The organism is Empedobacter sp. UBA7248 (assembly GCF_002472945.1).
GTDB classification, from domain to species: Bacteria; Bacteroidota; Bacteroidia; order Flavobacteriales; family Weeksellaceae; genus Empedobacter; species Empedobacter falsenii_C.
In genome coordinates this window covers 161366-180854 of sequence record NZ_DKSU01000007.1, presented here as the reverse complement: position 1 = coordinate 180854, position 19489 = coordinate 161366, and the positions used below count along the sequence as shown (strand labels likewise).

The following is a 19489-nucleotide window of genomic DNA, read 5'->3' as shown; positions in this document are numbered from 1 at the left end:
TGCCAAAACGTTCTAAGCAAATTTAATCAATTTATTAGAATTGTTGTCCAATAATAAAGTGAGTTTGCCATCCAGAGCGTTCTGTTTGTCCAAATCCTTTATCAAATCCGTATCCGAAATCAAATCCTAATAAACCAAATGCTGGCATATAAATACGAACACCTGCACCAGCAGAACGTTTTAATTCAAACGGTTTAAATTCACTTGTATTGTTCCAAACGTTACCTCCTTCTGCAAAAGTTAATGCATAAATCTTAGCTGTTTGGCTCATTGTGATTGGATAACGCAATTCTAACGAATATTTATTATAAATTGTTCCACCTCCTTCTGGCGTAATATCTCCTGTTTGTCCACCAGAGTTTGTTGCATCTTCGTAACCTCTTAATGAAATAATCTCACGTCCATCGAAACGGTTTTGTGTAAGACCTGTTCCTCCTAAGTAAAAACGTTCGAAAGGAATTGTTCCAATTTTACGGTTATATGTTCCTAAAACTCCAAATTCTCCACCAGCTTTTAAAACTAATTTACCAGTTAATTCTTTGTAGAAATATGCTTTAGCTTTGAATTTATAATACTCTAACCATTTGAATTTTTCTACATCAGACATATTTGCATAATCTTTTTCTTTGAAAACAGAATATGGAACTGTTGTTGTAAATGATAAACTAATTTCTGATCCTGATTGAGGGAAAATAGGGTCTGGTCCAGCTGAATTACGTGTTAAACCTAATGTATAGTTTAAGTTATTTGATGAACCATTTTCATATTGCATATTACCAACAGACATCGCATAATTATCGAAGTTATACAACTGATAAGAAATTGAGTTTGATAAGCGGAAATAATCATCTGGCCAAGTTAACAACTTAGTTAACCCAACTGAAGCTCCTAAGATATCCAATTTCGCTTTTTCTCCATAATTATCACGGTAATCATATTGCGAATAATAAAAAGACGTTGATAAAGCTGTAGGGCGTTTTCCTCCAATCCAAGGTTCAACAAATGATAAACTATAATTTTTATATCCGTTACCAGCTTGTGCTCTTAATGATAATTGTTGTCCATCTCCCATTGGAATTGGTTTCCAAGCTTTCTTATTGAAAAAATTCTTCAATGAGAAATTCCCGAAAGTTAATCCTAATGTACCAATGAAAGTCCCTGCACCATATCCTCCTTGTAATTCTACTTGAGAAGATGATTTTGGAGCAACTTTCCACTCTACATCAACTGTATTATTATCTTGATTTGGTTGAATGTCTGGAACAATTTGCGTTGGCTCTAAATATCCTAAAGAAGCTAACTCCATCATCGTACGTTTAATGTCCGATTTAGAGAATAAATCTCCTGGTTTAGTTCTTAATTCACGGTATAAAATATGATCATGAGCTTCTGTATTACCGTTGATCGTTACTTTGTTAAGTGTAGCTTGTGTACCTTCGAAAACTTTAATTTCAAGATCGATTGTATCATTTTTCACACTTTTTTCTACAGGAATAGCACGAGCAAACAAATACCCTCTATCCATATATAGGGTAGAAATATCATCGTCTTTTTCTGATCCAGAAATCTTTTTGTTGATACCTACTGCGTCATAACGATCTCCTGTTTTGTAACCAAAAATTCGTTGTAATTGTTCAGAGGTATAAATTGAGTTTCCAGAAAACGTTACATCTCCTAAGAAATATGGTTTCCCCTCGTTAACTTTAATTTTAACTAATAAGTTTTTATCATCAACTTTTTCGATGTTGTATGACTCAACTTTAGCATCTCTAAAACCAACAGATTTGTATTCATCAACCAAAGTTTTTAAATCTTCCTGGAATTTTTCAGGAATCATTTTAGATGACTTGAAGATATTGATAGATTTCTGTTTGGTATTTTTCATCCCTTTTTTACGTAAACGAGCAGCAGTTAAGTTTTCATTTCCTTCGAAAATGATTTTCTTAATCTTCACACGCTCTCCACGATTAACATTCAATGTAATGTTTTCTTCGTCTTCTTTACCAGCTATTGGCTGACGTTCTACATTAATTGTTGTATTAGGATAACCTTTACCAGTATAATAATCTTTGATTTTATTATTTGTCGTATTAATCAAACTTTGTGTAATCTTAACACCTGGATTTAATTTATTTTGTTTGATTAAATCTTCGCGTTGCGATTTTTTCACACCGTTAATCTTAATTTCTCCTAAACTAGGAACTGAAACCAAGGCAAGCTCTAATGTTACTTCGTTACCTTCTATTTTATCTACATACAAGTCGATGTCAGAGAAAATATTAGATCTCCATAATTTTTTTACAGCATTATTTACCTTCGTACCTGGTAATTCTATCTCTTCACCGATAGCAAACCCTGCATAACGGATAATTTGATTCTTAGAATATTTAGAGTCACCTGTTACAACGATATCTTTCAGTTTGAAAGTTCGTGCATTGGTATAATCTAAGACAAAATTATCTTGTTGTGTTGAATCAATGGTTTTCGTAGAATCTACGACTTGCGCTTGTGCCATGTAAGCTCCAAGCATACACATTGTCCAAAAAATTTTCTTCATAATCCTCTATTTCAGTTCGATTAGTTCGTTAGTTGCTCGCTTATCTTACCAAATCTACGTTCTCGATTTTGGTAATTTAAAATTGCTTTATAAAATTCTTCCTCGTTAAAATCAGGCCACAAAACCTCTGTAAAATATAATTCTGCGTAAGCAATTTGCCACAACAAGAAATTACTAATTCTGGTTTCGCCACTTGTTCTAATCATAAGATCTACCATAGGTAAATCGTGTGTATATAAGTTTTGATGAACTAATTCTTCATTAAAATCATTGTCGGATATTTCTCCGTCTTTATATTTTTGTGCAATAGACTTCATCGCTTGTAATAGTTCTTCTTTCGAACCATAACTTAATGCTAATGTCAAAACACAATCTGTGTTGTCTTTTGTTTTATCCATTGCTTGAGTCAAATCTTTGAATGCTTTTTTTGGTAATTTTGATAAATCTCCAATCACATTCAAGCGAACTCCATTTTTGTGTAATTCATTTATTTCGTCCTTAATTGCAGAACTTAATAACGTCATTAAAACATTGACTTCTAACTTTGGACGGTTCCAATTTTCAGTAGAAAATGCGTAAAGTGTAAGATGTTTTATACCTAATCTTTGACAAGTTTTTATTGAAGATCTTACAGCTCCCAAAGCACTTTTGTGACCAAAAGTTCTTTCTTTACCATTCTTCTTGGCCCATCTCCCGTTACCATCCATAATGATTGCAACATGATTAGGTATATTGTTTTTATCTATTTGGTCTACTAAACTAATTTCCATTCTTTTTAATCACAATAACATGCAGGTCGACCAAAACTATACGTTAAGGATACTCCTGTCAAAACATACCAATCTTTGTTTGATGTGTTTCCGTATATACGTTTATCATATTCAGATTGAGGCAAAGTACCTGTTTCTACAGCATCTACAAAATTTTGTGTAAATTTTCCTTTGTTGTAATCTATATAATCAACACTTGTATAACGAATACCTGTCTCAAAAGATAAAATCCAATTGTAATTGAATCTTACTTTATATCCAACTCCAAAAGGAATCGTTAAATCGGTATTATATTTTGTTTTTTCGATAATTACGTTGTTTGTTCCATCGTAATCATATTCTTTTCCTTTTGCAGAAAAAGCTCCAATTCCTACAAAAATATAAGGCGATTGCGCTTTTTCTTGATCATCATTGATATTAAAGAAATTATACTCAAACATCAATGATCCTTCTACAATATTATTTCGAAAATTTTTATTTCTTTCTAATTTGTAATATTCTTTCGAACGATGGTCACTTGCTCCAACTTTTGAATAAGAGATATTTGCTCTAAAACCCATTTGTGGATTTATATTAAAACGATACAATCCCCCTATTGAAATTGGTAAATAAATTTTACCATCTGGTTCAGTTTTAGTAGGAAATGGATTGATATAACTAGCTTTACCAATATCTCCAATCACATTTGCTCCACCAGCAAAAATTCCGAGTTCATGTCTTTGCGCAAAAATTAATTGCGAAAAACATAGTATAAAAACAAACAAAAATAATCTCCTCATAAGTTGTGTTATTTTTTCGGCTTTTGCTTTTTATCTTCTTTTAAATTCGAACAAATATAAACAAAAGTCAATTCAACGTAACTGATTTAACAAAAATTAAGAAGTTTTATTGTAAATTTTAATTCCTTTTATCTGAACCCCAAAGCATTTTTTCTCTCAAAGTTGTGAAATAAGTCGCGTCAATAGCTTCAACGATTAAGATTTTGAAGTCAGCTTTTTGTATCGTCAATTCGACGTCAGTTGTTAAAGGAAAGTTACGAGAATCTAACGAAAGGAAGTATTCATTAGCTCTACTACGTATTTTTAAGTCAATTTTTTCGTTTTCTGATACAATTAATGGACGCACATTAAGATTATGTGGCGCAACAGGTGTAATAACAAAATTTTGATTGGAAGGATGAACAATTGGTCCACCACAACTCAACGAATATCCTGTAGAGCCTGTTGGCGTAGAAATAATCAATCCATCAGACCAAAAAGAATTTAGAAATTCATTGTTCAAATAAGCATCAACCGTAATCATACTCGTTGTTTCGCGGCGAACTACAGTTACTTCGTTAATTGCAAAATTATTTTCAATTTCTACACCATCACTTCTTTTCACTGTTAATAAAGTTCGTGGAATAATGTTGTAATCATCATTGAAAAAACTATCCATTTGCTCCAACAATACACTTTTATTGATTGTTGCTAAAAAGCCTAAACGTCCAGTATTTACGCCAATAATTGGAATATTAGAATCCCTAACAATTGTAGTTGCTGATAAGATTGTTCCGTCTCCACCAAAACTGAATAAAAACTTGACCGATTTGTCTAAATCATCATGAGAAGTATAGGTTTCTACATTATCAGTATCAAAATCAGTTGTTTCTTTTAAGATTTGAAGAAAATTTTGCTCAACACAAAAAGCAATTTCGTTCTGAACTAAATAATTAATAAATGGTGGAATAATATCCGTTAAAGACGTACTTGTTTTTTGTCCAAAAAGTGCAACTTTTATCATTAGGTATTCATGTATTTTAACAATTGTGCATAACGACTTTGCAGAAGTTCTTGTTTTTCGTCGTTATAAAATTTTTGAATCACTTGATATCCATAACGCTCAAATGTTTCACCAATTGTCAACAAGTTCGATGAACTAAATTTCAGCAAAACATAAACGCTATCCTCCTTATTCCCAACAATCATCATTCCCAAAATTTTTCCGTTATTCACTTCAATAATATTAGAAATCGCCGTCATCGACAAATCTTTTTCCGCAATCGAAACTAGCATCGAAACGCCTTGCGCAGCAACAAAAGGAAAATTTGCAAACGTGTTGATAATATCCGTTTCCGTAATAAAACCAACATAGCGCGATTGTTCGTTAATAATTGGTAAGATATTCGCCTGATTCGTGTACATCATCTGAATTGCATCTAAAAGCGTACTCGATTCAGAAAGATAAAAACTCTCCAAATACGAAGTATAATCTACTTTTTCATCATCAATTGATAATTCAATCAAATCTTCTTCCGAAATATTTCCAACAAAATCCAACCCTTTAAACAAAGGTAAATGCGTCAATTTATTCTCTTGCACAACTTCTAAAAGCTGACTTGGAGAAGAATTAACTTTCCCTGGTTTTATCTCATTCGATAGATATTCGGTGATATACATGGCACAAATTTATATATTTTAATACATTAATTCTCTATTTTTAATGCTAATTCGGTTAAAATCATTGATTATTAATTGAAATTTAACCAATTTATTCTAAATTATTTAGTCAAAATATATTCCAAAATCTACTAATAATCAAAAAATAATGTGATTTACAATTTTTTAAAGCAAAACTCTTCCTCAAATTCAAAAAAGAGTGGCTTAAATTTTGTAGATTTGCAGTACCAATTTTAGCATTGAATGAAGAACCCATTATTTTATGCCAAAATCTTACTTTTTGGCGAATATGGAATTATTGAGAACTCGAAAGGATTAACAATTCCTTATAATTTTTACCAAGGTGCATTAAAATTTGAGCCTTCTGAAATCGCAGAATCATCAAATGCTCACTTGAAAAATTATGCAAAATTTTTAGAAGAAAATTTTGCTGATACTTTTGATACAAAATCTTTTTCGGAAGATGTTGCAAACGGAATGTACTTCGATTCTAACATTCCTCAAGGATATGGTGTAGGTAGTTCTGGCGCTTTGGTAGCCGCTATTTATGACAAATATGCGTTGAATAAAATTGATATCAATCAAAATCTAAACAAAGAAAAAATCAGCGAATTAAAAGCGCTTTTCGGTAATTTAGAATCTCATTTTCATGGGAAAAGTTCTGGAATTGATCCTTTGATTTGTTATATGAATATTCCTTTGTTAATTCAATCAAAAGATGATATCTCGACAATTGGTTTACCTTCTGCAAATACTGACGGAAAAGGAGCTGTTTTCTTAATCAATTCTGGTACACCAGGAGAAACGGCGCCAATGATTCATATTTTCTTCGAAAAAATGAAAAAAGAAGGTTTCCGTAAAACATTGAAAGAAGAGTTTATTAAATACAACAATGCATGTATAGAAAACTTTGTTAAAGGTGAATACAATCCACTTTTTGCAAATCTTCAAAAATTGTCAGCTTGGGGTTATGAGCATTTCAGACCTATGATTCCTCAAAAATTGGTGAATGCATGGAAAACTGGAATTGATACAGATACGTATTACCTAAAACTTTGTGGTTCTGGCGGAGGCGGTTATGTTCTTGGTTTTACACAAGATTATGACAAGGCGAAAAGCTACCTAAAAGACTTTCAGACCGAAGTTATTTACAAATTCTAAAAAAATAATTTATAAAAATATAATCAATGAACGTTCAGAAAATAATCTTAAAGGTTTTTGCATTATTTTCTGTTGTTCGTGGCTATAATTTAATTGTGCTTATTTTGGCACAATATCTTGCTGCGCTTTTTATTTTTGCGCCAGAAGTTGGTCATCGTCAATTGTTGACAAATCCAAAGTTAGACGGGCTTATCCTTTGTTCGATACTTTGTGTGGCCGCAGGATATATCATCAATAATTTTTACGATTTAGAAAAAGACGAACTCAAACGTCCTTTACAAGTTTATCTTCAAAAACAAGTTTCGCAAGGTTTCAAACTAACCGTTTACATTGTTCTAAATGCTATAGCATTAATTATTGCAGCTTTAATTTCGTGGAAGGTTTTCATTTTCTTTTTGGTTTATCAATTTTTGGTTTGGTTTTATAGTCACAAAATCAATCGATTTGCATTGATCAAAAACTTTTACTTGGTTGTTATTCGTGTGATGCCATTTTTCGCCTTATTGGTTTATTTTGATCATTTCACCTTCAATTTGGCGTTGCATGCTACTTTCTTGACCATTTTATTATTGATTACTGATATTGTAAAAGATTTGAGTTCTCAAAAAGCAGATTTGATTTATAATTATGATTCAATTCCAATTAAATATGGAATCGATTTTACAAAAGTTTTGATTTCATGTTTAATTATTACAGAATTAATTATTGGAATTATTATCATTATGAAAAATGATGTTGGCGCAATGAAATACTTTTTTATTGCTGCGAATATCACTTTCACAGTGATTTTATTTATAATTTGGAGAATAAAATCGACACAAGCATATAAGATTTTACACTATTTTTTTAAGGGAATGATTGTTGCGGGTGTATTTAGTATCGTATTAATCGAAATAAATCCCTTAACTTTGCAAACTATTGCGCAAAATTTTAATCAGCGCATAAATTAATCAAATTCAGATGAATAACAGACGAAATCAATCCAACGACAGAAATTCCCAAGGCGGGAACAATCGTGGAAAAGGTGGGGTAAGAGGAAATTCTTCTTCTAAACCATCTTCAGGGAAAGGAAAACCAACTTTTGGTGGAAAACCATCGGAAGAAGGAAAGAAAAGTTTTGGACCAAAGAAACCGTTTAACAAACCAGGTGAAAAACCATTTGTTAAAAGACTGAAAAAAGCACCAGTTGATGACGGGACTATTCGTTTAAATAAATATGTAGCGAATGCAGGGATTGCATCCAGAAGAGAGGCCGACGAGTTGATCAAAACTGGGATCGTTACAGTGAATGGTCAAGTGATTACTGAAATGGGTTATAAAGTACAACCCGATGATGAAGTGCGTTTCGATGGTCGTAAAATCTCTTCAGAGAAAAATGTATATTTTGTGTTGAACAAACCAAAAGGTTTTATTTCAACATCAAATGATGAAAAAGGACGTAAAACTGTAATGGACCTAATGTCTACAGCAACTACAGCGAGAATTTTCCCAGTAGGTCGCTTGGACAGACAGACAACAGGAGTTTTATTGTTTACAAATGATGGTTATTTAACTAAGAAATTAACGCATCCAAGTCATGATATCAAAAAAATATATCATGTAACTTTAGATAAAAAATTAACAGCAAATGATTTGGCTGACATCAAAAAAGGTGTTCGTTTAATTCCTGAAGGAATTGCAGTTGTTGACGAAATTTCTTTTATTGAAGGTAGACCGAAAAATGAAGTTGGTGTAGAATTACACATTGGTTGGAACCGCGTTGTACGTCGTATTTTCGAAACAAAAGGATACGAAGTAGAAGCGTTAGACCGCGTTTCTTTTGCAGGACTTACAAAGAAAACTTTACAAAGAGGTGATTTTAGAAGATTAACAGAATTAGAAGTTAACTTCTTGAAAATGTTATAATACCTCAGCTATAAAACAAAAAAACCACTTCTTTCGAAGTGGTTTTTTTGTTTGAAATTATTTCTTTTCAGAATTTTTTCCTTTGTTTTTCACATATTTCTCTAACCATTGATCTTGTTCCCACAACATGTGTAGAATATTTTCTCTAGCCGCATATCCGTGAGATTCTTGTGGTAATAAAACCAAACGAGTTGTCGCTCCCAAACCTTTCAACGCGTTGAAATAACGCTCAGATTGCATCGGGAAAGTTCCTGTATTATTATCAGCTTCACCATGAATTAACAACAATGGTGTTTTCATTTTATCTGCATTTTGGAAAGGAGCCATTGTGTTGTAAACATCTGGAGCTTCCCAATAATTACGTTGTTCTGACTGGAATCCAAACGGCGTTAACGTACGGTTATAAGCCCCTGAACGCGCAATACCCGCCGCAAATAAATTAGAATGCGTTAATAAATTCGCTGTCATAAACGCACCATAAGAATGTCCACCAACCGCAACTCTTTCACGATCGATATAACCTAATTTATCCACCGCATCAATCGCTGCTTTTGCATTGGCTACCAATTGAGGAACGAACGTATCATTTGGCTCTTCTTTTCCTTCTCCAATAATTGGGAAAGCCGCGTCATCTAAGACCGCATATCCTCTCAATGCCCAATAAATAGGACCTCCGTAAGAAGGAGAAGTAAATTTATTTTCAGAAGTTGTTACCTGACCAGCCGTAGATGCATCTTTGAACTCGCGAGGATAAGCCCACATTAACATTGGTAACTTTTCCTTTTTCGTTTTATCATAATTTGGTGGTAAATATAACGTTCCTGATAATTCAACGCCATCAGCACGTTTGTACGTAATTAACTCTTTCGAAACTTTGTTCATTGCCTCAAAAGGATTTTTTGTAAAGGTTACTTGTTTTGGCTTTCCTCCTTTCTGAAAAATATTACGAACATATAAATTTGGATAATCTGTTTTCGATTGAATTTGTTCTAAAATGATTCCTTTCTTCGGATCAATAACACGAGCAATTGCTTCTAATTTATCTGATTTTTGCGCTCTCCATAAACGAGTAGTTTTCTGTGTTTTGATATCAAAATCATCAACAAAAGGTAAAATTCCTTCCGCAGAAACTCCTTCCCCAACTAACATCAATTTTCCTTTGTTAATCGCTAAAACATTGTAACCATAATCATTCATTTCAGTTACGAAATTTCCAGGATTATTGTAAGCATCTTGCGAATTTCTACTGAAAAAACGGATTGATTCTTGAGCTGGATTTGACGGATTGAACAAATAACTACTTTCGTTACGTGTGTTGTACCAAGCATCTCTCACAATCGCAACCTCATCATTTCCCCAAGTCACTCCTCTATAGCGATCTTTTACTTTTACCAACAACTCTTTGTTCGCTGTAAAAGGCGCCGCAACTTGATAAAGCGCATCGCGATATTCCGCAGGTTTGTTTGCATCACCACCATCTAAAGCCTCAACCCAATACAATGTATTTGGTTTATCTGCTCTCCAATTCAAACCTCTTTTCCCCGTAATTGTCGAAGAAAATCCTTTCGGAACAACTTCTTGTAACTCTTTATGATCAACTTCTTTTATTAATTTTCCGTTGATATCATACACAATATCAGTTGATGGGAAACTATTGTAGGTTACTAAATATGAAAAAGGTTTTTTGATTTCGTTCACCAAAACATATTGTCCATCTGGAGAAGTCGAAATATCCGTGTACATCGCAGCATCTTTCCATTTCGATTTTGCTCCTGTTTCGATATTAACTTTTACTAATTCAGAAATTGCTAATTGCTCGAAGTTAAACTCATCATTTTTATTTTGCAATAAATCTTGATAAGTTCTGTTTTGTGCTTCTTTTCCGTCAGCAACAGAAACTGTAGGTCCAGTCGCAATAGCATCTTTCGTATCAATCAATGCTTTTTTAGAAGCCGGAATTACATTCACAATTAATTCTGTATCTGAAATCCAATTGAAAGGACGACCTAAGTTTGCGTTTAATTTATCTTCATAAACTTTTGTTGCAGCTTGTGTTTTTACATCAATAATCCACAATTCTACACCTTTATTTGTTGTATTTGTAACGGCAAATTTTGATTGAGAAGTATTCCAAGATTGATTAGAAAAACGTCCTTTCGCAGGTAAACCAGCTATCGTTTTTTCTTTTGAAGTTTTCAGATCAAAATAAGTAATTTTCTCACTGAATGTTTCACGTGAATTGATATTTGTAACTGGATTAATTCGTAATCCTGCTAAACGTAATTCTTTTTCTGACAATTCATTAATCGTTTTATAACGACTTCTATAAGACAAAAATGCATTTTCTGCCTTGCGATCTGTACTAATTGAGGGTGGCATATCCGCGTCTGCCAATTGTAAAATTTCTTGCGGAGGCAATTGATAAGTAACATTTTCTTGCGCTTTTACCGACGCACCAAAAGTCATCGCTATAAAAAGCAACGAGTAAACAATTTTCTTCATGTGTTTTTAAGATTTTACTTTATAAAGATATTGAATCTTTGGTAAAATGATATGATAGAAGTTAGTTTTGACCAAAATGTATAAAAAAAGACGAAAAATATTCGTCTTTTCAATTTTATCTTCTTTTACCAAATTTCCCTCCTTTGGTATTTGTTGGTGGTTTACTTTTTCCTACTCTTGCTTGAGTTGTTGATTTTTTTATAGGCTTTTTGATTGATTTTCCTTTCGAATCTTTAAAATCTGGAGAAATTTCTTTTGTTTTTTTCGCTGATGATTTTTTTGATTTTGAAGCTGGTTTCTTTTCTTCATGTTTTTCAGAATCTTTCGTCAAGCGATTGATTTCCGCTAATTCTTCTGCTGTTAAATCTCGGTGTTGACCAATTCCTACGTTCAACGTTAAGTTCATAATTCGAACACGTTCTAATTTTTTTACACCATATCCAAAATATTCACACATACGACGAATCTGTCTATTCAAACCTTGGATTAATGTAATTTTGAAAACATTTGTACTTATTTTTTCGATTTTACATTTCTTCGTAACTTGATTCAAAATCGGAACACCTTTCGACATTCGTTCGCAAAATTCATCCGTAATTGGTTTATCAACGGTTACGATATATTCTTTCTCGTGATTATTTCCAGCACGTAAAATCTTATTCACAATATCGCCGTCGCTTGTCAATAAAATCAATCCTTGCGAATCTTTATCTAAACGACCAATCGGAAAAATTCGTTCTCCAAACGAAAGAAAATCGACAATATTATCTGGATCTGTAGGATCTGTTGTACACGTAACGCCCACAGGTTTATTAAGCATAATATAAACCGCATGCTCCTTTTCGCGCGGTTCTATTTCGACACCTTTTACAGTCACCACGTCATTTGGTCCTACAAATTGCCCAATTTTAGCAACTCGTCCATTAATTTGTACCAAACGATTTTCGATGTATTGATCTGCTTCGCGACGCGAACAAAAACCACTATCGCTAATATATTTGTTTAAACGCAAAAAATTAGTTTCTTCCATACTTGCAAAGATAGTTTTTTATCGATTTGAAATATATTTTGACAAAATTCTTTATCATTCTGCAAAACGATGAAACTTATTTATCTTTACAAAACCAAAGATTTTGAGAAATGAAAAAAGTATTTTTTTTGAAAACTTGCGATACGTGCAAACGTATTATGAAAGAGTTTGATTTTACAGGTTTTGATTTGCATGAAATAAAATCGACTGCGATAACAGCAGAAGAATTAGAAGAAATGAAGAATTTAGCTGGGAGTTACGAAGCTTTATTTTCGAGACGTGCACAGAATTACAAAAAATTAGGATTGAAAGATCAACAGCTTTCTGAAGATGATATCAAAAATTATATTTTATCAGATTATACTTTCCTAAAACGTCCTGTGGTTGTAGACGGAGACAAAATTTTTATTGGAAACGAAAAGAAAAACTTAGAAGCCCTTGGGCAATATTTGAAATAGAAATCACACATGAAAAAAACAATTTTATTGAGTACACTTTTGATGAGCGCGAGTTTATTGGCTCAGAAAAAGAATGTCACAATGGAAGACGCTGTACTTGGATTATCGACGAATTTACGTATCGAAAATCTAAATCAAGTACAATGGATTCCGAATCAAAATGCGTATACGCAAAATGTAAAAACATCTTATGGAGAAGCTTTAATCAAGAAAGAAGTTCCTTCTCTTAAAACGGATACAATTTTCAGAAGTTCTCAATTTGAGAATAAAAGAATTCCTTCTTTGAATTGGATTAATGATAAGCAAGCCTATTATTCGACAAAAACGGGTTACAAAACAATTACAACTGCTGGTCAACAAAATGATTGGTTGAAATTACCTGATAATGCAGAAAATGTAGAATTTGATGCAACAAATAATCAAGTTGGATATGTGGTTGATAATAATTTATTTTTTGTTGATAAAGCTGGAAAAACACATCAAATTACCAAAGACGGAAAATATGAAATTGTGAATGGAAAATCGGTTCATCAAAATGAATTCGGTATTCACAAAGGAATTTTCATTTCGCCAAAAGGGAATTTAGTTGCGTTTTATAGAATGGATCAAACAGCGGTTACAGATTATCCAATTATCGATTGGTCTGTGCAACCTGCGGTGAACAAAAACATCAAATATCCATTTGCTGGAACAAAAAATCATACCGTAACATTAGGAGTTTATAATCCAACCACTCAAAAAACGATTTTCTTAGAAACTCATCCAGAGGTTGATCATTATTTAACTTCGGTTACGTGGTCACCAGATGAAAAACATATTTATATCGCGTTACTTTCTCGTAATCAAAAACACATGGAATTGAATCAATATGATGCAACTTCAGGGAAATTGATTAAAACATTATTCAAAGAAGATGATGCAAAATATGTAGAACCTCAAAATGAATTACATTTTATTCCAGGAAAAAATAACGAGTTTGTTTGGTGGTCGCAACGTGATGGTTTTATGCATTTATATCGTTTCAATACAGACGGAAAATTATTAAACCAAATCACAAAAGGAGATTGGATTGTAACAGATCTTGTTGGGGAAAATGCGAAGAAAAAAGAATTCTTAATCATGACAACAAAAGATTCTCCGAAAGATCGTCATTTATATGCGGTGAATTGGGAGAATGGAAAATTGCGTAAAATAACAACAGATGCAGGAACGCACAATGTTTCGGTTTCAACGAACGGAGAATATGCAATTGATAATTGGAGCAATGACAACACACCGCGTAAGATTGATGTGTTGGATGCGAATGGAAAATTCAAACAAAATATCTTAACTGCTCAAAATCCTTTAGCAAATTACAACACAGCGAAAGTTGAAAATGTAACATTAAAAGCAGATGATGGAACAGATTTGTATGGAAAATTAATCTATCCAACAAACTTTGATTCTTCGAAAAAATATCCAGTTATCGTTTATTTATACAATGGTCCTCATGCGCAATTAATCACGAATCGTTTTCCTGCAACAGGAAATCTTTGGTACGATCATTTAGCAGAAAAAGGTTATGTTGTCTTTACAATGGACGGACGCGGATCGGCGAATAGAGGTCTTAAATTTGAACAAGCGATTCACGGAAATGTAGCAACTACAGAAATGAATGACCAAATGAAAGGTGTTGATTTCTTGAAAACTTTACCTTTCGTAGATGCGGAACGTATGGGAATTCACGGTTGGTCTTATGGTGGATTTATGACAACATCATTCATGTTGCGTAAACCTGACGTTTTCAAAGTTGGAGTTGCTGGTGGACCAGTTTTAGATTGGACGCAGTACGAAATTATGTACACAGAACGTTACATGGAATCGCCACAAGATAATCCTGAAGGTTTCAAAAACACGAATTTAATAAATCGTGTAAAAGACTTAAAAGGTAAATTATTAATGATTCACGGAGCGCAAGATAATGTGGTAGTTTGGCAACATTCAATTGATTTTATTCGCGAAGCAGTGAAGAATGGTGTGCAAATGGATTACTTTGTTTACCCTGGACATGAGCATAATGTTCGTGGAAAAGATCGCGTTCATTTGATGCAAAAAATTACAGATTACTTCGATTTATATCTTAAACCAGAAGGTACATCTCGAAAATAATAATCAACAAAAAACCACTTCTTGCGAGGTGGTTTTTTGATTTTTCTGATGTGATGCTGAAACGAGTTCAGCATGACAACTTAAAACAAATTTACTTCTTTGTAAATTCATATTTTTGTCCAGCTTCTTCTACAGAAAATGTCTTTTTATCTTTTGCAAAAGTCAATTCCAAACCGCCTTGTTCATTCACAAATTTACCATCACCTTGATAATCTAACGGAATAGTTTGTCCACCAAAAACTAAATTCAATTTATCGTTTTCAGCTTTCAACACAAATTCAGCATTGATTTGTTTATTCGTAAATGTACCTTCATATTCTTTTGGATTAATCTTTTCAACAGGTTTTGCATCACCCATATTATATGTATTATTCTTCAAATCAATATCTGGCAAAGCTCCATTTGGATCCAATTTAATCGTCGAAACTTCTTTTGTTGAAGGCACTTTGAAAGTCCATTCTGTATTACGTTTCCAAACTTCAATCGGCAATTTAACTTCTTGCGAAGTTCCATCTTTAAAATTCACTTGAACAGTTGTTGGCATTGGTAATTGTCCAAAGTTCTCCACTTTCAAAATCAAGCCTTTTTTATAATCGCCATCTACATATTTTGCACTATTAATTCCTTGATCAATTGTCCATTTATTCAAGAACCAACCTCTCCAAAACCACGATAATTCCTCACCCGAAACATTTTCCATTGTACGGAAAAAATCTTCTGGCGTTGGGTGTTTATATGCCCAATATTTGATGTATTGACGCAATGCTTTATCAAATTTTTCTTCACCCAAAATTGTTTCACGTAAAACTTTCATTCCCGCTCCCGGCTTATAATACAACAATGCACCGATATTTCTTTCGCGCATATTATCCGGTTGAGTCGTTACAGGTTCAAGATTATCGCTGAATAAATAACCCGCCATTCGTTGTGCAGATTGCTTTTTGTAATATTCGCCATTGTTGAAATTCTTCGTCGAAATATCATTGATAAATGTATTAAAACCTTCGTCCATCCAACCATGAACACGCTCATTAGAACCAACAATCATCGGGAACCAAATATGTCCAAATTCGTGATCTGTAACGCCCCAAAGACTTTCTCCTTTCGAAGTCATATGACAAAAAACAATACCCGGATATTCCATTCCACCCTCATTTCCTGCTACATTTGTCGCCGCTGGATAAGGGTATTCTAACCATTGTTTCGAGTAATGTTCAATAGAAGCTTTTGTATATTCTGTCGATCTTCCCCAAGCATCATTTCCATCGCTTTCTACTGGATAAGCCGAAATTGCCAATGATTTTTGACCACTTGGAAGATTAATTTTTGCTGCATCTAAGATAAATGAAGATGATGAAGCCCAAGCAAAATCACGCGTATTTTGAATTTTAAATTTCCACGTTTTTGTTCCTTTTGCAACTTTTGTCGCTTTGTTTACCTCATCAGCAGAGCGAATAATTACCGTTTTATCACTCGATTTTGCTTTGTTCCATCGGTTTACTTCTTCTTTTGAGTAGACCTCATTTTCATTCAATAATTCTCCCGAACCAACCACATAATGCGTTGACGGAACCGTAATACTGGCTGTTACATCTCCATATTCCAGATAAAATTCTCCTGGACCTAGATAAGGCAAAGTATTCCACCCCATGATGTCATCATAAACCGCCATGCGAGGAAACCATTGCGCCATCGTAAAAATCTTTCCATTTTTAGTTGGCTCAACTCCCATTCTATCTGCTCCATAATTTGGCGAAACAAACGAATATTCAATCTTGATTTTTGTTTTTCCTCCACGCGCTTTCAAATGATTAATCAAATCAATTTGCATACGCGTATCTGAAACAGTGTATTTCGCTTCTTTTCCGTCAATTTGAACAGATTTAATTTTATAACCTCCTTCAAATTCAGAAGTTGAATCGCCATAACGGCTTCCAGAAATTGGTAATAAAGCACTTCCACGAGATTCTTTTTTGAATAAATTTTGATCCAATTGTAACCACAAAAAGTCTAAATCATCAAAACTATTGTTGGTATATGTAATTTCAGATGTTCCCGAAATTTCATTTTTTTCTTCATTCAAACTAACATTCAAGTTATAATCCGCACGATTTTGCCAATAATTATGACCTGGTTTTCCACTCGCCGAACGAGTTTCTGTTGCATTATTCTGATAAAAAAATGGTTTGAAAGCTTCTTGATAATCGTATTTTGGTTTTTCTTGTTGACCAAAAACCGAAATCGAAAATAAACTTATTCCTAAAAGTAAGGGTTTGAAATAATTTTTCTTCATGTGTGAAATTTTACAGTAATTATAAAAATACCTCATATTTTTCAATACGAGGTAATTTCAACTTTATAATTATTCTAAAATTTTAGCTTGAATCTTCTTAAATTCTTCAGGTGTTGATTTTGTTGGTAGATACAAATCTTGCTTCTTCGACCACTCAACTTCCATTTTATAAAAATCTTCTGGATTTGAGATTTTACCATTTATAGAATTCTCCACAAAGACTTTCCAACGCTCCAAATAAAGCGAACCAAGTAATCCGTTCCATTCTTTGTGCGCGTAATCTCTCAGCGTCGTACGCGGCAACGTATCTGGTCCCCAAAACGTAATTTGTCCTTTTGCATTGTACATCACGTTTTGAGCATCAGGCAAATTCTTTCCAAAATCTTTAACTTCTTCTACCCAACGATTCAGCGTAAAATATTTACTATTTCCTAATAATTCGTTTTGCAATTTTACCATTTCGATGAAATTATTTCCAGCTTTTTGGATACGTTCTTTATCTTGATAATTTATCGCAGCAACCATTCGCGCATAAGCATCATCACCTTTATCTGCCCAAACTTGACGAAGAAAATCGATTTTATCGGTTTGATACGTTTCTACATTTTTGAATTCTTCATCTGCTTTCACAAATAATTTTACAGCTTCCTTATATTGTTTAATATCGTAATTTCTCTTACGTGTTCCCCAAGATGAAACTGGATTGACATTCAACGAAGGACGTGCGCAATAAATACTTTCTGAAGGTCCTTCTTGGTAAACATCTGGACTTGAATAAACCGTTTGTGCAAAACCTTTCCAAGCATTTATGATATCTTGATTTTCTTTTCCGTATCGATAAATTGTATAATTTTTCAGCCATTCGTCAAGATTTGGTTTTTCATCTTGCCAAGCCAAATCCAACATCAAATCGTAAGCAACAGGATTGTTGATAATTCCTTCTGGAATAATTCCGACACCTTTCAAATATTGTCCATATTCAGAGTTTTTGGCGCGATAAACTTCATCAATAAAACGTTGTAATTTTCCGTACAAACCATTCTTTTCTCCGAAATTACTCACATTTGACCAAATAAAACTTGTACCGTTATATCCTTTTCTTTTGTACCAATTATCTGTATTTTCTCCAAACAATTCAATAATTAAAGTATTCTCTTTTTTCAATCCTTTTAAAATATCATCCGAAGGATTGTTTTGCCAACCTTGTAAAACCCAAGTAGAATTTGGATAATTTTTTTGCATCGTTTGTTGTACGTGTTGCGCTACTTCTGGCACATTAACTCCTTTTGTTTTTCCTCCTTCGTGAAAAGGTTCTCCTCCAAAATATTTGATTTCATTTCCATACAATTTCTTCATCTCATCGTAGTAAATGTTAGCAACATTCTCGAAATGAGAAATGGTAGGAACTAAAATAGCTGGACGCGTAAATTCTGTGAACACCCAATTTCCTTGATCGATAACTGGTGCATCTTCGTATCCTTTTTTCGTTTTCAAATCGTGCGGAACCATTCCATAAAAACCTTGTAAAATAGGCTCGATTCCTAACTCTTTCATTCGTTTCAGAATCTTTTTTTGCAACTCTGCTTGTTGATCTATTAATTGATTGCTCACAGGACCGCCCCAGCTTTCAAGATTTCCCATTAGCCACCAAGCTGTAAACGCAGGACCTGGAATAAAAGCTTTGGCTTCTTCATCCGAATAACCCATTTTAATCAATGTGTTGTACCAAACTTTTTCAGTCCCAACTGGCGCTAACATAATATTGACACCATTCAGCGCCATCCAATCCAATTCTTTCTCCCATTCTTCCCATGTATAAAAGCTAAATGAATAGTTGATCGTACAATAATTTAACGCATAACGATATGGAACAAATGATTTCTTTTTGATTGGTTGATGAACTTGTGGAAGTTTGGCAAGCTGCAATTTGTTATCGCCCATATGCGAAATGCTTTGGTGTGCCACATGTTTCGCATACCAATCTAACCCACGCGAAGCCGCACTTGTAGACGATGCTGAAATATATAGTTTATCTTTTTTCGTTTCGATGACAAAGACATCTTCATCATTCTCTTTTAGAATTTCTTTGAGTACAACTTTATTCTTCAACCACGGAAATTGCCTCGTAGCTAAATCTTTTACTGCAGCATACTGCGCATACAGTTGTGTACCAAAAATAAATAAGGTAAAGCAAGTAATAAATTTCAGTTTTTTCATTCTAATGTTT

Annotated in this window: 14 protein-coding genes; 5 read left to right on the top strand and 9 right to left on the bottom strand. The window is 33.3% G+C overall.

What is annotated here, in order from left to right:
- Positions 1-34: 34 nt before the first annotated feature.
- The 5 genes from bamA to B4A23_RS06475 form a co-directional block, all read right to left on the bottom strand.
- Positions 35-2557 carry an outer membrane protein assembly factor BamA gene (gene bamA, locus B4A23_RS06495; RefSeq protein WP_286501671.1) on the bottom strand — a complete coding sequence of 841 codons (2523 nt, stop codon included), beginning with the start codon at positions 2555-2557 and terminating at the stop codon, positions 35-37.
- Positions 2558-2577: 20 nt separating this feature from the next.
- The gene (locus B4A23_RS06490; protein WP_291118395.1) at positions 2578-3321 is read right to left on the bottom strand and encodes an isoprenyl transferase; all 744 of its coding nucleotides are present in this window, start codon (positions 3319-3321) and stop codon (positions 2578-2580) included.
- Positions 3322-3332: 11 nt separating this feature from the next.
- Positions 3333-4106: a DUF6089 family protein gene (locus tag B4A23_RS06485; protein ID WP_291118246.1), complete on the bottom strand. Its 774-nt coding sequence runs from the start codon at positions 4104-4106 to the stop codon at positions 3333-3335.
- A 118-nt stretch (positions 4107-4224) separates the two neighbouring features.
- Positions 4225-5109 (bottom strand): NAD kinase, encoded by an 885-nt coding sequence (locus B4A23_RS06480; RefSeq protein ID WP_180905648.1) that lies wholly within the window; start codon positions 5107-5109, stop codon positions 4225-4227.
- Entirely contained in the window at positions 5109-5765 is a 657-nt protein-coding gene (locus B4A23_RS06475; RefSeq protein ID WP_114998381.1) for an HPP family protein, read from the bottom strand. The genes B4A23_RS06480 and B4A23_RS06475 overlap by 1 nt, the downstream gene beginning before the upstream one ends.
- A gap of 243 nt (positions 5766-6008) precedes the next feature.
- Between B4A23_RS06475 and B4A23_RS06470 the strand changes: the two genes are divergently transcribed.
- From B4A23_RS06470 to B4A23_RS06460, 3 genes are read left to right on the top strand one after another with little or no spacing between them, the layout of a single operon-like run.
- A complete protein-coding gene (locus B4A23_RS06470; protein ID WP_180905646.1) occupies positions 6009-6926 on the top strand; it encodes a mevalonate kinase family protein in 918 nt (305 codons plus the stop codon).
- A gap of 26 nt (positions 6927-6952) precedes the next feature.
- A complete protein-coding gene (locus B4A23_RS06465) occupies positions 6953-7876 on the top strand; it encodes a UbiA family prenyltransferase (protein ID WP_291118240.1) in 924 nt (307 codons plus the stop codon).
- A gap of 10 nt (positions 7877-7886) precedes the next feature.
- Entirely contained in the window at positions 7887-8831 is a 945-nt protein-coding gene (locus B4A23_RS06460) for a pseudouridine synthase (RefSeq protein ID WP_291118237.1), read from the top strand.
- 57 nt (positions 8832-8888) lie between these two features.
- Here the strand turns inward: B4A23_RS06460 and B4A23_RS06455 are convergent, their stop codons facing one another.
- Together B4A23_RS06455 and rluF are read right to left on the bottom strand one after the other, a co-directional pair.
- The gene (locus B4A23_RS06455) at positions 8889-11333 is read right to left on the bottom strand and encodes an alpha/beta hydrolase family protein (RefSeq protein ID WP_291118233.1); all 2445 of its coding nucleotides are present in this window, start codon (positions 11331-11333) and stop codon (positions 8889-8891) included.
- Positions 11334-11448: 115 nt separating this feature from the next.
- Positions 11449-12363, bottom strand: coding sequence for a 23S rRNA pseudouridine(2604) synthase RluF (rluF, locus tag B4A23_RS06450; protein ID WP_291118230.1), 915 nt, complete (start codon positions 12361-12363; stop codon positions 11449-11451).
- Between the two features lie 110 nt (positions 12364-12473).
- On the opposite strand from rluF, the gene B4A23_RS06445 reads away from it, so the two are divergent.
- Entirely contained in the window at positions 12474-12821 is a 348-nt protein-coding gene (locus B4A23_RS06445) for an arsenate reductase family protein (RefSeq protein ID WP_286486715.1), read from the top strand.
- A 9-nt stretch (positions 12822-12830) separates the two neighbouring features.
- The gene (locus B4A23_RS06440; RefSeq protein ID WP_291118225.1) at positions 12831-14969 is read left to right on the top strand and encodes a S9 family peptidase; all 2139 of its coding nucleotides are present in this window, start codon (positions 12831-12833) and stop codon (positions 14967-14969) included.
- A gap of 91 nt (positions 14970-15060) precedes the next feature.
- On the opposite strand, the gene B4A23_RS06435 is transcribed toward B4A23_RS06440, so the two are convergent.
- Both B4A23_RS06435 and B4A23_RS06430 read right to left on the bottom strand, forming a co-directional pair.
- Positions 15061-17262 carry a M1 family metallopeptidase gene (locus B4A23_RS06435; protein ID WP_291118222.1) on the bottom strand — a complete coding sequence of 734 codons (2202 nt, stop codon included), beginning with the start codon at positions 17260-17262 and terminating at the stop codon, positions 15061-15063.
- A gap of 69 nt (positions 17263-17331) precedes the next feature.
- Positions 17332-19479, bottom strand: a complete 2148-nt coding sequence (locus tag B4A23_RS06430; protein ID WP_291118219.1) for an alpha-N-acetylglucosaminidase — start codon at positions 19477-19479, stop codon at positions 17332-17334.
- Positions 19480-19489: the final 10 nt, after the last annotated feature.

Excerpts from the sequence above, each read along its gene's own strand:
- bamA (WP_286501671.1), bottom strand. The coding sequence starts at position 2,557 with ATGAAGAAAATTTTTTGGACAATGTGTATGCTTGGAGCTTACATGGCA.
- B4A23_RS06485 (WP_291118246.1), bottom strand. The coding sequence starts at position 4,106 with ATGAGGAGATTATTTTTGTTTGTTTTTATACTATGTTTTTCGCAATTA.
- B4A23_RS06480 (WP_180905648.1), bottom strand. The coding sequence starts at position 5,109 with ATGATAAAAGTTGCACTTTTTGGACAAAAAACAAGTACGTCTTTAACG.
- B4A23_RS06475 (WP_114998381.1), bottom strand. The coding sequence starts at position 5,765 with ATGTATATCACCGAATATCTATCGAATGAGATAAAACCAGGGAAAGTT.
- B4A23_RS06470 (WP_180905646.1), top strand. The coding sequence starts at position 6,009 with ATGAAGAACCCATTATTTTATGCCAAAATCTTACTTTTTGGCGAATAT.
- B4A23_RS06465 (WP_291118240.1), top strand. The coding sequence starts at position 6,953 with ATGAACGTTCAGAAAATAATCTTAAAGGTTTTTGCATTATTTTCTGTT.
- B4A23_RS06460 (WP_291118237.1), top strand. The coding sequence starts at position 7,887 with ATGAATAACAGACGAAATCAATCCAACGACAGAAATTCCCAAGGCGGG.
- B4A23_RS06455 (WP_291118233.1), bottom strand. The coding sequence starts at position 11,333 with ATGAAGAAAATTGTTTACTCGTTGCTTTTTATAGCGATGACTTTTGGT.
- rluF (WP_291118230.1), bottom strand. The coding sequence starts at position 12,363 with ATGGAAGAAACTAATTTTTTGCGTTTAAACAAATATATTAGCGATAGT.
- B4A23_RS06445 (WP_286486715.1), top strand. The coding sequence starts at position 12,474 with ATGAAAAAAGTATTTTTTTTGAAAACTTGCGATACGTGCAAACGTATT.
- B4A23_RS06440 (WP_291118225.1), top strand. The coding sequence starts at position 12,831 with ATGAAAAAAACAATTTTATTGAGTACACTTTTGATGAGCGCGAGTTTA.
- B4A23_RS06435 (WP_291118222.1), bottom strand. The coding sequence starts at position 17,262 with ATGAAGAAAAATTATTTCAAACCCTTACTTTTAGGAATAAGTTTATTT.
- B4A23_RS06430 (WP_291118219.1), bottom strand. The coding sequence starts at position 19,479 with ATGAAAAAACTGAAATTTATTACTTGCTTTACCTTATTTATTTTTGGT.